The sequence below is a fragment of the Paraburkholderia sp. EB58 genome, assembly GCF_050436665.1.
Lineage (GTDB): Bacteria > Pseudomonadota > Gammaproteobacteria > Burkholderiales > Burkholderiaceae > Paraburkholderia.
Window position 1 is genome coordinate 1 of record NZ_JBNDMQ010000078.1, and the last position, 13811, is coordinate 13811.

14 protein-coding genes are annotated in these 13811 nt (G+C 58.5%); 6 read left to right on the top strand and 8 right to left on the bottom strand.

Annotation, left to right across the window (positions count from 1 at the left end):
- Positions 1-308 precede the first annotated feature (308 nt).
- From P3T40_RS44405 to P3T40_RS44420, 4 genes are all read left to right on the top strand, one after another.
- Positions 309-1232: a LysR family transcriptional regulator gene (locus P3T40_RS44405; protein WP_429274002.1), complete on the top strand. Its 924-nt coding sequence runs from the start codon at positions 309-311 to the stop codon at positions 1230-1232.
- Positions 1233-1257: 25 nt separating this feature from the next.
- Entirely contained in the window at positions 1258-1932 is a 675-nt protein-coding gene (locus P3T40_RS44410; RefSeq protein WP_429274003.1) for a response regulator transcription factor, read from the top strand.
- A gap of 39 nt (positions 1933-1971) precedes the next feature.
- Positions 1972-2172: a hypothetical protein gene (locus P3T40_RS44415; RefSeq protein ID WP_429274004.1), complete on the top strand. Its 201-nt coding sequence runs from the start codon at positions 1972-1974 to the stop codon at positions 2170-2172.
- A gap of 170 nt (positions 2173-2342) precedes the next feature.
- On the top strand, positions 2343-2687 hold the full coding sequence (locus P3T40_RS44420; protein WP_429274005.1) for a DUF4148 domain-containing protein: 345 nt from the start codon (positions 2343-2345) through the stop codon (positions 2685-2687).
- Positions 2688-2838: 151 nt separating this feature from the next.
- On the opposite strand, the gene tatC is transcribed toward P3T40_RS44420, so the two are convergent.
- The 8 genes from tatC to P3T40_RS44460 all read right to left on the bottom strand — a co-directional run bounded on the left by tatC (position 2839) and on the right by P3T40_RS44460 (position 11009).
- Entirely contained in the window at positions 2839-3603 is a 765-nt protein-coding gene (gene tatC / locus P3T40_RS44425; RefSeq protein ID WP_429274006.1) for a twin-arginine translocase subunit TatC, read from the bottom strand.
- Between the two features lie 27 nt (positions 3604-3630).
- Positions 3631-4161 (bottom strand): Sec-independent protein translocase protein TatB, encoded by a 531-nt coding sequence (tatB, locus tag P3T40_RS44430; RefSeq protein WP_429274007.1) that lies wholly within the window; start codon positions 4159-4161, stop codon positions 3631-3633.
- 34 nt (positions 4162-4195) lie between these two features.
- Positions 4196-4429, bottom strand: coding sequence for a Sec-independent protein translocase subunit TatA (gene tatA, locus P3T40_RS44435; protein ID WP_429274008.1), 234 nt, complete (start codon positions 4427-4429; stop codon positions 4196-4198).
- A 120-nt stretch (positions 4430-4549) separates the two neighbouring features.
- Entirely contained in the window at positions 4550-6730 is a 2181-nt protein-coding gene (locus P3T40_RS44440) for an FUSC family protein (RefSeq protein ID WP_429274009.1), read from the bottom strand.
- 2 nt (positions 6731-6732) lie between these two features.
- Positions 6733-7593 carry an efflux RND transporter periplasmic adaptor subunit gene (locus tag P3T40_RS44445; RefSeq protein WP_429274010.1) on the bottom strand — a complete coding sequence of 287 codons (861 nt, stop codon included), beginning with the start codon at positions 7591-7593 and terminating at the stop codon, positions 6733-6735.
- Between the two features lie 13 nt (positions 7594-7606).
- Positions 7607-7807 carry a DUF1656 domain-containing protein gene (locus P3T40_RS44450; RefSeq protein ID WP_429274011.1) on the bottom strand — a complete coding sequence of 67 codons (201 nt, stop codon included), beginning with the start codon at positions 7805-7807 and terminating at the stop codon, positions 7607-7609.
- Entirely contained in the window at positions 7797-9320 is a 1524-nt protein-coding gene (locus tag P3T40_RS44455) for an efflux transporter outer membrane subunit (RefSeq protein WP_429274012.1), read from the bottom strand. The genes P3T40_RS44450 and P3T40_RS44455 overlap by 11 nt, the downstream gene beginning before the upstream one ends.
- A gap of 264 nt (positions 9321-9584) precedes the next feature.
- Positions 9585-11009 (bottom strand): PLP-dependent aminotransferase family protein, encoded by a 1425-nt coding sequence (locus P3T40_RS44460; RefSeq protein WP_429274013.1) that lies wholly within the window; start codon positions 11007-11009, stop codon positions 9585-9587.
- Positions 11010-11266: 257 nt separating this feature from the next.
- Between P3T40_RS44460 and P3T40_RS44465 the strand changes: the two genes are divergently transcribed.
- Together P3T40_RS44465 and P3T40_RS44470 are read left to right on the top strand one after the other, a co-directional pair.
- Positions 11267-13588: an FdhF/YdeP family oxidoreductase gene (locus P3T40_RS44465; RefSeq protein WP_429274014.1), complete on the top strand. Its 2322-nt coding sequence runs from the start codon at positions 11267-11269 to the stop codon at positions 13586-13588.
- Positions 13589-13662: 74 nt separating this feature from the next.
- On the top strand, positions 13663-13811 hold a 149-nt coding region (locus P3T40_RS44470), incomplete at its 3' end, for a cytochrome ubiquinol oxidase subunit I (RefSeq protein WP_429274015.1).

Consider the following 13811-nt stretch of genomic DNA (forward strand, 5'->3'; position numbering starts at 1 on the left):
TGCGGGTTCGGGGGTAGGCCTAAGCATTGTATCGGCAGTCATGCACGTGCATGACTTCACCATCAGACTAAGTGATGCAGCGCCGGGTACCAGGGCGAGCATTGAATGCTGGACGCGGATACTCGCATGATCTGCGCGACGGCATTCTGAGTGCTCCACAGGGGTCGTTCGTCAACATCGCCACTCTTAGCTGAAGCGCGAAATTTACACTCGTAGCCGCTAACTAAAAAAATGTTAACTGACGTAGAAGAGCCGGTTTATTCGTAATGGTCGATGATTAATCAATCGTAGATCGACCTTATCGAAACATGAACCAGCTACAGACAATGCGCGTGTTCACCCGCGTCGTCGACCTCGCTAGCTTCAGCCTCGCCGCGCGAGAACTTGGAATATCAGCGGCCACAGTCACGCGAAGCGTCAGCGCACTCGAGGCGCACCTGAATACGCGCTTACTGAACCGCAGCACGCGCAGCCTCTCTCTCACAGAGACCGGAAAGGAATACCTCGAAGGCTGCCGGGAGATCATTGCGAAGCTTGACCAGATCGAGTCGAACCTCGTGGAGGCGACACGCGATCCAAGCGGAACGATTCGCGTCGCCGCATCGGTGACGTTCGCGACATCGGAACTGTGCCCACTGCTCACGGCCTACCGCGCACAGTACCCGCGCGTCGACTTCGATGTCACCACGTTCGATACAGGCTTCGACATGGTTGAAGGTGGGTTCGACGTATGCTTCTCAGACGATCGGAGCTCCAGCGGTTCTACCCTCGTTAGCCGCCCGCTCGCGATTGTAAAGGACATCGTCGTCGCGACGCCCGCCTATCTTTCGCGCCACGGTGTGCCCCGCAGTCCGTCTGAGTTGAATGAACATGCACTGCTCGCGGTATCGGATGGCGAGTCGCGCTTGTGGGAGTTCGGCGACGCCCAGCGTGTCTACCGCGTCAGCACAGGTCACGCTCTCAAGGCCAATAGTTGCGCCATGGTTCTTGCCGCAGCGTTGCAGCATATGGGCATTGCGATCCTGCCTTTGCCGGTGGTTTCCGCCGATATCTCGCGCGGCGCTCTGACGCCCGTTCTGGACCAGTTTGAAGTGAACGGTGGCCCACGTCAGATATCCATCCTCTACTCCGGCCGCAACAACCTGTCGATGAAAGTACGCAGCCTGGTCGATTTCTCCGTAGCCAGATACCGCACACAGAACCAGTCGGCCGCGCTGCGAGCCGTCGCATGACCAACGAAATGAACACCTGCGTACCATGCCAAAACTTTTGACAATCGAAGACGACGAATCGCTCGCGCACAACATTACGCGCACGCTCGCAGCCAACGGATTTGCGGTTGACGTAGCCTGTACCGGGCGGGAAGGCATGGCCAAGGCCATGGCCGGCGACTACGACATCGTCACACTCGCGCGTTCGCTACCCGACCTGGATGGTTTAACGATTCTCACGACCATGCGGGGCGTTGGAATGGAGACGCCTGTGCTGGTCCTGAGTGCGATGCCGGGTATCGAGCACCGTATTGAGGCGTTTCGGGCGGGCGGCGATGACTATCTCTGCAAGCCGTTTTCTTTCGAAGAAATCTCTGTCCGCATTGAAGCGCTGTTACGCAGACGCCCGCAAAAGACACCGACCGAGACCGTGCTGCGCGCGGGGGAACTTGAACTCGACCTGGTCAGACGTAAAGTCAGACGTCGCGAACGCGAGCTCAAACTAAAGCCTACGGAATTTCGCGTACTTGAATTCATGATGCGACATCCCGACCAGGTTCTGACTCGCGAAATGATCTTCCAATCGATCTGGAGTTACGCATTTGTTCCAGGAACGAATCTCATCGACGTGCACATTGGCCGCTTGCGCCGGAAAGTCCACGGTGCCGGAGAGCGCCCGCTTATCCGAACCATTCGCGGTTCGGGCTATATGCTCGGCTGATATCCCTCGCGCCTGTACAACTTCCAAGCAGGAGTTTTTGTGTTCAGTGAGATTGATTTCCATGTCCCCGGGCAGTTGCGACTTCGGCAGTTCATCGGCATCGCTTTGTTCGTTGCCGGACTCTGTGTCATGGCGAACCATCTAGTCAGCCGCATTCAAGATGCGCGCGATTCCTCCACATGGTCCACCTCGTCGATGGCACCGGCTGCGACCACCGCTACCATTCATCGCCGCGCATGACCCGACTTGTGCCAGCTCGCAAGGGTCATCGAACACCGAGCGCGCCCTCCCCGATGAAACATGTTTCATGCTGGTGAGAAACACGTCACGTTCGTCGTCCAGTAATCTTCTTTCCACATCGGCCGTGCTATTCCGGCAGTTGATTTGATTATTTGATAAGGATGACGAATATGAACATGGCATCGAAAACTGCATTACTCGCGTTACTCGTGACCGCCAGTACCTCTGTAATGGCAGCACCGCATCTCACTCCGCAGGAGTGCAACGACTATCCGTTCAAACCTCTCAAAAGCGAAGTAAGTCACGCGCAATTGGAGCAGGAACTGGCGGAGTTGGAGGCGGTCGGCTACGACCCGTCTCAAGACGACGAAGAGTATCCCACCAATCTGGAAATAGCTGAGGGAAAGGTACAAGCAGAATACCGGCGTGATTGCCGTCCATCTGCTTCCATGACCGAGACGCAAAGCTCAAGCGGCGTAGCTGCGCCCGCGCCTGCCAATTCTCCCGCCAGCTAAGCATGATCGCGACGCAGACGGCGCCACGAATGGCGCCTGTCAACTTCACGCAGCGATTCAGGATCCCCCAGCGACAACGGCATTCCGGAGTGCACACAGTAGGCTGCACGAGCCGGTTGCCGCCCGGTCGCCACGCATAACCGTCAGTTCTCTACTCTGCTGTTACTTCGGGCTGTGCCCTAACGAACAGCCGTGCCGCAATGACTCCAGCTTCGTACAGGATGATCAGAGGCAGGGCGAGTATCAGTTGAGAAAACACGTCGGGCGGTGTCACCACGGCAGACACGACGAATGCTCCGACAACGACATACGGGCGGATTTCCTTGAGCCTGGACACCGTCACCAAGCCCATCCGCACCAGCAGTATCACGAAGATCGGGACCTCAAAGGTGACGCCGAACGCAAGAAACATCGTCAGCACGAAACTAAGGTAGTTGTCGACGTCGGTGTTCATTTCCGCGCCCAACGGCGCGTTGTAATGTGCCATTACGCGAAATATAGTCGGAAACACGACGAAATACGCGAACGCCATCCCGCAGAGGAATAACGTGTAGCTGGTTCCGACGAGCGGTACGACGAGCTTTTTCTCGCTTTGGTATAGACCCGGCGCGACAAACGCCCAGATCTGATACAGCACATACGGCAACGCGATCACAAACGCTACGAGCATTGTCACTTTCACCGGCACAAAGAATGAACCGGTGACATCGGTGACGATCAACTTGCCATCGCTCGGAAGGTTCATCATCAACGGGCGGGCCAGCAGCTTGAATATATCGGGCGCCCAATAGACCAGTCCGAGAAACGCGATGATGATGGCTACGCTTGCGCGAATCAATCGGTCGCGTAGTTCGACCAGATGCGGGATGAAGGTTTTTTCGAAGCCTTCTTCCGTAACGTGCTGAAGTTGACTCACAGCGGCCCTCGATTGGAAATTGGGAGGCTAGACATTAAAGAATCCTTGTTTGACGACCGGATATGCCGAGGAGTGGCGAGCCACGCGAGCGGCAACCGATTGCACGCGCCTACGGTTTGCGGCAGCTCGTTTGTACCAGCTCGGCGTGGCTGTGCGGTGCCCGCGCCAGTTCCTGCGTTTGGGCGCCGCGGCGACGATACGACTGCCCCATGTGACCGTCTCCGGCGCCGGAAGCTGCATGGCACCTTCCCCGGCGTCTGGGGACGCTGCAGGACCGCCATTCCACGCTTCCTTGAGAGTGGCTTCCTGCTCAAGCAGGTTTTCGTGAATGGCACTCTCGACGTTCGCCGCAGCCGCCACCAGCTCGCTCTTCACCTGGTGCAATTCCTTGAACTCAATTTCACGCGTGACTTCGTCTTTCACTTCGTTGATGTAGCGTTGCGCACGCCCGAAGAGCGCTCCGGCCGTACGTGCTACGTGTGGGAGGCGCTCCGGCCCCAGTACGACCAGCGAAACCACGCCGATCACTGCCATCTTGGTAAGACCTAGATCAAGCATGATGGATTTCCGTCGGCACATGACTGGTTATCGTTCAACGATTTACGCCGGACCCAGGTGCTTGTTTGGTCTCGACGTCAACTGTGTAGTCTCGTGGCACCTCTGAGTGCACGGCGTTATCCGGTTCCTCGGCTTCCTTTATCCCCTCCTTAAAGCCTTTTACCGCGCCGCCCAGGTCGCCGCCAATGGTGCGAAGCTTCTTCGTACCGAAAATTAGCGCAACAATGACCAGAACAATCAACCAATGCCAGATACTGAATGAACCCATGAAAACTCTCCTTGATCCCGCCGTGTTGATTTCCGCAGCGAGAAATGACTTTGACCATATGGTCGAGTCAGGATAGGCATGAGAGGCCAGAACCGGAATAGCGCGATTGTGAAGAAAACGTTAAGCGTGAAAAGGCGCATCCTTATCGAGCAGCGCCGTGCGGATAAAGTGCAGATAGCTAAGAATCCGCTGCATTCGATGACGCCTGTCACGATCCACACGCAACGTGCCGCGTAGGGACTGCGCCATCCGGATCGCTGCGTCGACTGATGTCAGCGCACGCGTGAGCCGAGCGGTGTCTGGCTGCTCGAACAGGTCTGCCAGATCACGCCTCACCGTATCTAACGCCGTTCCCCACCCAGGTTGCAAACGCTCTGCGTATGGCATGCCGAGCGTCTCGTTGCGAAGATCGATTGTCGAATGCCCAACCTCAAGGAGCGCGAGCATCCATCGCAACGCGTCGCGATGCTGTTCAGAGCGCTTCATCAGCAGCGTGCGCAACTGGAACATAAGGTCATGCGTACTCGACTGGAACGCCTGATCGAGGCCTGCGAGCGCGCCCCTGCATGCGAGCGCCATTTGTCGTCGCAGATCGCGCTCGATCTTCTCAATCCGCCAAGGCATCTGCGTCGGGAAAATCACTGCGAAGACCACAGACGATACGAGCATGCCTACAACCACGGCGATGCCGTTATTGATGATGAGATCCGGTGTGTAGACGATTACGTTGTCCGGACCGGCTAGCAGACAAAACAAAAGACCGAAAGCGCCCCCATAGCCGGCCGTGCTGGGACGCATCGACAGATACGCACCGAAGGCAAGCACAGGCGTCAGTACCGCGCATAGCAACGGGAACCCTTCGATATTCGGATATATGAAGCAGGTATAGATATACCCCGCCACAGTTGCCAGTGCCACGCCCGCTGCCATTTGAGCAGCAAACTTCGACGTATTGGGCGACGTGGAACTGAGGGCGCATGCGACCGCGGCCCCGATCACAGCGTAGCCGCCGCTCGGCCAGTTAGTCGCGATCCAGAACGCCCCCATCGCCCCGACGGCCACCACGGCACGCAAGAACGTAAACCCGACGACGTAACCGTTGGTCTTGACGGCATGTCTCGTCACCGTTCGTTCGAGCACGTGATGCTGGTCACTCAGCGACGCGTAGGCTTCTGTATAGCGCAGGAATTCCTCGACGAAGCGATACAGAAGCTCCATCGTCGTATTGAAGTCGAGCAGGAGTTCCGGCACGGTCGTCTCAAGCGAACGCCGCATCTCGTTTGCACGCTTTGGCAACGTTAACTGGAAGCGCTTAAGTTCAAGCGCCGCACTCGCCGCACGCACCTCGTCGGGGTTCATCGGATCTTTCAGCCTGATGAGCAATCCTGAAAGCTCAGCAAAATAGGGACGTACGGCGTCCATAATCGGCTTGGCCTGCCCCGCATCCATGCGCTTCAACAGCTGATGAAGCGCGTGCAGGCGCGTGCACGCATTCGTGAATTCGCTATTGAGCCATGCCAACCGTCTGCTTCGAACGCGTGTGTTCGGATCTTCGAAAGAAGCGAACCCTCGGGTTGCCTCGAAGCCCACAATCTGATCGACCAGATCGGCAAACCGCCCTTCGTAAGCGGCATTTTCAACCCTCTCGCCGAGCACGCTCGCCGCGAAAAGACAAAAGCCGGTATAGCGGGTACGCAGGATGTGTTGCAGTGCGGTGCTGGATCTCAGCGGCAGGAACAGCGCGCTGACCGCGCCGGAACACAGAATACCGATCGTGACTTCGGCCGCACGTGTCAGTGCGGCCATAAACAGACCGCCTGGCTCGAATACTACCGGGGTGCCGATCAGTGCGGCGGTGTACCCTGCGAGCACGAATGCGTACCACTGAAATCGACGATACCGGACCGCAGCAGCCGTACAGGCACTGATCCATAGCGTCATCCCCAGCATGTAGAGCTCGGCCTGCTGCGGGAAGAATGCGCCTAGCATCACTGCGGCGATCATCCCTAGCGTGGTTCCAACGACCCGATAGAAGCTCTTTGACAGAACCATGCCACTGAACGGCTGCATCAGCACGGCCACCGTGGCCATTGCTGTGCGCGGGCTCGACAATTCCAGCTTCATCGCGATGCCCATCGCGAGCAACGCGGCAATCGCGGTTTTCAACAGGTGCAACCAGACGACGCCATCGCCAACCATCCACGACCTGGCCACCATCTTCGTCGCACGGGCCCAGACAGACAATCGCGGGAACCCGGCCAAGGTTCGGCGTACCGCTTTCTCGCCAGTGAGATCGCCCATGGTCATCTTGGCGCGATCACAACCGAACACGTGGTGCCCGCCGACAGCACCACGCCATCCGGGACACGGTCGATCTTGATACGCACAGGCACGCGCTGTGCCAGGCGCACCCAGTTGAACGTGGGGTTCACGTCAGCCAGTAGTTCGCGGCTCTGCGGATTGTCTCGATCATAGATACCGCGCGAGATGCTCTCGACGTGCCCTTGCAGCATATCGCCGCTCATCATGCGTATCTGGGCCTTGTTGCCGACCTTCACATGCGGCAGCTTGGTTTCCTCAAAATAGCCGTATACCCAGAACGAATTGGCATCGACCACTGCTAGCTTCGAAGTACCCAGAATTGCGTAGTCTCCGCGAAACGTTTCAAGGTTAGTGACATACCCGTTCACGGGCGACAACACCCGTGTGCGGTCGAGATTGAGCCTGGCGGCGTCCAGCGCGGCCACCGCTTGCTGATAGGCGGCATCGGCAGCCGACGCCGTATCGGCCGCGTCTTCGCGGCCCTCCTTCGAAACAACCTCGCTGTCCAGATCTTCGCGCCGTTGCGCGTCGTCGCGCCGCATCTGCAGCTCGGCCTTGCGTGCCGCCACATTGGCCTCAGCCTGTTCGACGGCGATCTGGTAGTGCGAAGGGTCGATCTGCATCAGCAGGTCGCCCTTCTTTACGAACTGGTTGTCGTGCACGGGCAGGCCGACAATCTCACCTGAAACGTCTGGCGCAATGTCGATGATATCGGCGTTCATTCGCCCGTCGCGGGTCCAGGGTTCATCCATGTAATGAACCCATAAGGTGCGGCCAATCAGGATCGCGACAACGAAGACGACGATAGTCGCGATGAAACCCAGAATATTTCGGATACTCATGCCTGGACTCTTATTAATGATAAACGGCGAGACCTAGCACGCCACATACACACACGAGCAAGCTGGCCCGAAACAGGCTGGGGTGCCAGACGATGCGATACAGGCCCGTATGGGCAATCACACGATCGAGCGCCCAGGTCAGCGCAGCGCCAGCGATCATCAGCAGCACAATGGCCGGCAGGTACGCATCGGGGACAGCAACTTCACGTGGCATGGCCAACTCCTTCTTGCGCTTCGTGTTTCGCTTCGTGCGCCGGCAGCGTCTGGGCTGCCTTCGGACTGTCGTCAGGTTCGGCGAGGCCGCCGCCTAAGGCTGTCATGAGCGATGCGTGCGCGGAAAGGCGCTCGGCCTGGATGCGTGCCACGCCTTCCTGGGCTTGCAGCAACTGGTTCTGCGCGATCAGCACGTTCAGGTAATTTGTCAGACCCCGTCGGTAGCCTTCCGTCACCAGGTCATAGTTCTTGCGCGCGGTCGCAACTGAACGCCCGGCATCGTCTGCCTGTGTCTCGAGCGAGCGGATCCGCACGACCTGATCGGCCACGTCCTTCAGCGCGCTGACAATTGCCTGGTTGTACTGTTCGACGGCCACGTCGTAGCCTGCATCCGCGGCGCTGAGTTGCGAGCGCAGCCGGCCGCCTTCGAAGATCGGCAGCGTCAGCGCCGGGCCGCCCGTCCAACTGCCGTTCGCCGCATGCAGGAACTGGAACAACGGGCCGCCCGCCGCATAGCCGCCAAACGACGCAAGCATGTTGATGTCCGGATAAAAGTTAGCCTTGGCGACGTCGATCCCGCGCGCCTGCGCCGCGACGGTCCAGCGCGCCGCGACGATGTCGGGACGGTGGCCAAGCAGCTCGACCGGCAAGGCCGAAGGCAGGCCGGCAGGTGCGTTCAGCACGAGCGTCGGCCGCGTGATCGAATCGCCCGCACCCGGTCCCTTGCCGGCCAGCGCCGCCAGCTGATCGCGGCCAAGTGCAATCTGATCTTCGAGTTCGTCGACCTGGCGTTCGGATTCGGGCACTGGCGTTTCCGCCTGGCTCACTTCGAGCTGCGTGCCGAGACCGCCTTGCAGACGGCGCGTGGCAAGATCGACGACCTGCTGCTGTTGTTGCAGCGTGGCCTTGGCGATATCGAGTAGCGCGTAATTCATCGATATGCCGATATATGCACGCACCACGTTCGCTTCGAGTTCGAGCTGCGCCGCGCGTTCGTCGGCGGCGCTGGCGTGAGCGGTGTCGAGCGCGCTCTCGGTGGCGTTCTTGTCCTTGCCCCAGACGTCGAGGTGATAGGACAGGTTCAATGTGCCGACGTTGTCCCACGTGTTCGCATTGGCGAGCGGGCCTGGACCGTACCAGTCGTTGGTCGGCCACTGTTGACGCTCGATCGACAGATTGCCACTGAGCTGCGGCAACAACGCCGAGCGTGCCACGCCCACCATCGACTGCGCCTCGCGCACCCGCGCCTCTGCAACGGCGAGCGTCGGATTGCCGGCCTGGGCCGCCTCGACCCACGCGTTGAGTTGCGGATCGTTATAGGCACGCCACCAGTCGGCGGCAGGCCACTTCGCGTCGGCGTTGGCTGCTTGCACAGCTGCACCGGCATCAAGAGAGGATGCCTCGATTCCACGTGCTTGTGGGGCGATGCCTCCGGTACTGGCACAGCCGGCGATGACTAGCGAGATCGTAAGAACCGCGAGCGCGGCGACCCCTTTTTGTACCGGAGACTGCACGATTTTCCCCTCATTGGACGATTGAACTCTAGGTGTCGTTGTTCTCTGCGACTGAGTATGAATAGTGCCGGGGTATCGATGAGGGGAAGGTAGACAGTTTGTGCGTCTGGCGGAAAACACAGCCGGAATCACATCGTGAAGGAAGCGCGACGTTCCGTGTGTCAAGCGTTATGCAGAGTGGCGTTTCGCCGCGGTTGTCCGGGGCAGACAGGAGTTGCTTGCGAGCCGAACCGGCGAGCTCAGGGCATTGCGCCCGTATAAAGCCTATCGCGCGCTGGCCGCGGCCAGCTTGCCCACCGTTTGCACTGCCCGTTCAATCTCCGGACACCACGCGTAGCTATAGTTGAGACGTATGAAGTTGCTATAAGCGTTCGAAGTTGAAAACATATAGCCAGGGCCAATGGTAATGCCATTCTCCAGCGCAAGCTGGTAAAGCCTCATTGAATCGACCTTTTCGGGTAGCTCCACCCAAAGGACGTACCCCCCCGCCGGCGTTGAAGTGCGCGTCCCCTCGGGGAAAAAACGATTGACCATCGCTTTCATCAGATTGGCCTGTTGAGCGTAGAGCCGGCGAATCCGGCGCAGATGGTGCTCGTAGCCGTCATTCTGCAAATACTCGGCAATCGCCAGTTGCGGTACGGTCGCCGTCGTCAGTGTATTGAGAAATTTGAGCTTCTCAACCTGCTCCCGATAGCGACCGGGTAGCGCCCAGCCAATGTGGTGAGCGGCAGTGAGGCTCTTCGAAAACGAGCCGCAATGCAGCACCAGACCTTGTGTATCGTAAGACTTCAATGTTCTCGGGTAGACGTCGCCAAAATAAAGTTCGTTGTAGACACCGTTCTCGATAATGGGCACGTCGTAGCGCGTCACCAGTTCAACAAGCTCGCGCTTTTTCTCATCCGCCATCTGGAAACCGAGCGGGTTCTGGAAGTTCGGCATGACCATGCACGCGGCAATCTTCTGATTCTCCAGAACATCTGCGAGGACCGTGAGATCAATCCCCTCTTGTGAATGCGTAGGAATCTCAATGGCACGCATACCCATGCGCTCTATAGCGTGGAGCATGGCGTAAAAGGTTGGCGACTCGACGACAACCGTGTCGCCTGGCTTGCCGACTGCCTGCAGACACAGGTTAATCGCCTCAGTGGCACCGACCGTAATGATCATTTCATTTGGATCCACCGACGCCCCATTCTCAAGGTAGCGCCTTGCGATCTGACGAATCAGATTCGGGTTTCCTGGCGGCAACGCGTCAGTGATGCCCCACGTCTCCTTCTTCCTGCTGATCGCATAGGCGTAGCGATTGATCTTATCGGAGGGGAACAGAGCTGGGTCTGGATAAGGAGAGCCAAGCGGAACGGCCTCATCGGACCCAATCGAGCGCAGCGTAGATAACACCAGCCGGCTGACGTCCACCTTCGAAGACACAGCGATCGGCTTTGAAGTACGCAACTCCTGAGCCTTGCCGTCTGAATGGGCTTCAAGTATGCGGACAAAATATCCTGACTGCGGACGGCTTTCGATAACGCCTTTGCTCTCGAGAAGCAAGTACGCGCGGATGACAGTTGTAATACTCAGTTGGTGGTGCTGACTGGATTGTCTAACCGAAGGGATACGGTCGCCGGGACGAAATACACCCTTGCGTATCGTCACTTCAATATCGCTGGCCAACTTTTCGTAGAGCTTCACATGTCGTCTCGATAGTAACGCTGCGCCGTCGGCTTCCAGAACCGTTCGCAGCCGTTAGAACATGGCGTAAGTGTACTCCTTTGGAGCACAGATTCCGTTTCCGCACGGTCCTGTGCGGAACTGTGCTTCACGGAGCACAGCAGATGTGTGCGCTTTGTGCCCGCTCCAACGCTCTTATTCTTCGGTCATCGAATGCGCAATTCGGCATCATCCGATCGACGGATGCCGTGCAGCGCGAAGTCAATGGAGCCGAGGTCATGGAAAAGTCGAAAGAGAAAGGGCGGATTGAGCCCTACCACCATCCCGCCGCCGGTTGGGGTGCGTTGAAGTACGTTGCAATCAATCTGATCAAAGAGAAAGTCTCTGGCGGCAACTACCGCGCGCTCTTCAAGCAAAACCAGCCGAACGGCTTCGATTGCCCAGGCTGCGCGTGGCCGGATCGTCAGCATGCCTCGACCTTCGAGTTTTGCGAAAACGGCGTCAAGGCTGTCGCTGCGGAAGCGACGACCAAGCGGGTTACGCCGGCGTTCTTCGCAGAGCACACCGTCGAAGAATTGATGAAGCAGACCGACTACGAACTCGAGCAGCATGGTCGACTCACGGATCCGATGGTTTACGATTCGCTGACCGACAAATATAAGCCAATTTCCTGGGATGATGCGTATCAACTGATCGCAACGCATCTCAACAAGCTGGACGATCCGGACGAGGCCGCCTTCTATACCTCGGGCCGTGCCAGCAACGAAGCAGCGTTCCTGTATCAGCTGTTTGTTCGTATGTATGGTACGAACAACTTCCCCGACTGCTCCAACATGTGTCACGAAGCGACCAGTCGCGGCCTCCCGACCACCGTCGGAATTGGCAAGGGCACAGTTACGTTGGACGATTTCGAGCAGGCCGATACGCTCCTGATCTTCGGTCAGAATCCTGCGACCAACCATCCGCGCATGCTCGGCGAACTTCGCGAATGTGCGAAGCGCGGCGCGACCATCGTCTCGATCAATCCGCTGCGCGAGCGCGGTCTGGAACGCTTCGCGAGCCCGCAGCACCCGCTCGAGATGCTGACGATGTCCAGCACCAAGATTGCCTCGACGTTCATCCAGCCCAAGCTTGGCGGCGATTTCGCGCTGATCAAGGGCGTTGCAAAGCGGGTTATCGAGCTGGACGATGAAGCGATCGAGCGCGGCGACGAGCGAATCCTCGACCTTGAGTTCATCGCGGAACACACCCTCGGCTTCGAAGACTTCGCAGCGGATCTGCGCGCCGAAAGCTGGCCGGCTCTCGAAGAAGAATCGGGTGTGCCCCGCGAGGACATTGAAGGGCTCGCGCGCATCTACGTGAACGGCAAACGCGTGATCGCGACGTGGGGCATGGGCATTACCCAGCACAAGCACTCCGTGCAAACGGTGCACATGCTGTCGAATCTGATGTTGATGCGCGGCAATATTGGGCGTGAGGGTGCAGGCCTGTGTCCGGTTCGCGGGCACTCGAACGTGCAGGGCAATCGCACGGTCGGCATCGAAGAACAGCCGTCGCAAGAATTCCTCAATCGCCTGGGCGAGGTCTTTGACTTCGAGCCACCGCGCGAGCATGGCCTCGACGTCGTGGATACCATCGAACATATGCTCGAAGGCCACGTGAAGGTATTCCTTGGTTTGGGCGGCAACTTCGCGATGGCAACGCCGGACACGCCGCGCACCTTTGACGCGCTTCGGTCATGCGCGCTGACCGTGCATATCACCACCAAGCTCAACCGCAGTCATCTCGTTCATGGTCAGGACGCTCTGATTCTGCCGACGATGGGTCGCACGGAAATCGACATCCAGGGCGGCGTATCGCAAGGCGTCACCGTGGAAGACTCCATGAGCATGGTCCACATCTCCTACGGCATGAGCATTCCCGCTTCGAAGAATCTGATGTCCGAGACGGCCATTGTCGCCAACATCGCACACGCGACGCTGGGCGACGCCAAAGTTGACTGGCTGGGACGTGCCCGCAACTACGCACTGATTCGAGACGACATGGAAAAGGTTCTCGACGGCTTCGAGAACTACAACGAGCGAATCCAGGTTCCCGGTGGTTTCCACCTGCGCGTCGCCTCCCGTGAGCGTGACTGGAAAACCGCTACGGGCAAGGCGAATTTCGTGGTCCACAAGATCGCAACGGACACGCCCATCCAGCGTGCCAAGGCGCTACACGGCGAACGCGTCATGACGTTGATGACCACGCGCTCGCATGATCAGTACAACACGACGATCTATGCCCTCGACGACCGCTATCGCGGCGTGTTCGGACAACGCCGGGTTGTGTTCGTCAATCCCGCCGATCTGGCAATGCTCGGCTTCAAGGCGGGCGACTGGGTCGACATGACGACAGTCTGGGACGACGGCATTGACCGGCGTGCCGACTCGTTCCTGCTGGTCGAGTACGACATTCCCCGTGGCTGCATTGGAGCCTACTACCCGGAGACGAATCCGCTGGTTCCGTTGTCCAGTGTCGGAGACGTATGCAATACGCCGACCTCCAAGTCGATTCCCGTTTTGCTGCATCGTTCCGCGCCGCCCGCGGTGGCCGCATAACGCCACGCCCTTCAGATTCGTCGCGCGCCGCCTGGCGCGCCTGCCTTTTTCAATTCGCTTTTTTGGTGACCGATATGCCTGTAGAAGCCTTACATCTTGCGCGGGGCCAGTTCGCAATGACGGCCATATTCCACATCCTATGGCCGATTCTAACCATCAGTCTCTCAGCCTTCCTGCTGGTGGTTGAAGTCCTCTGGGTTCGAACCAACGAAGTGGTCTGGTA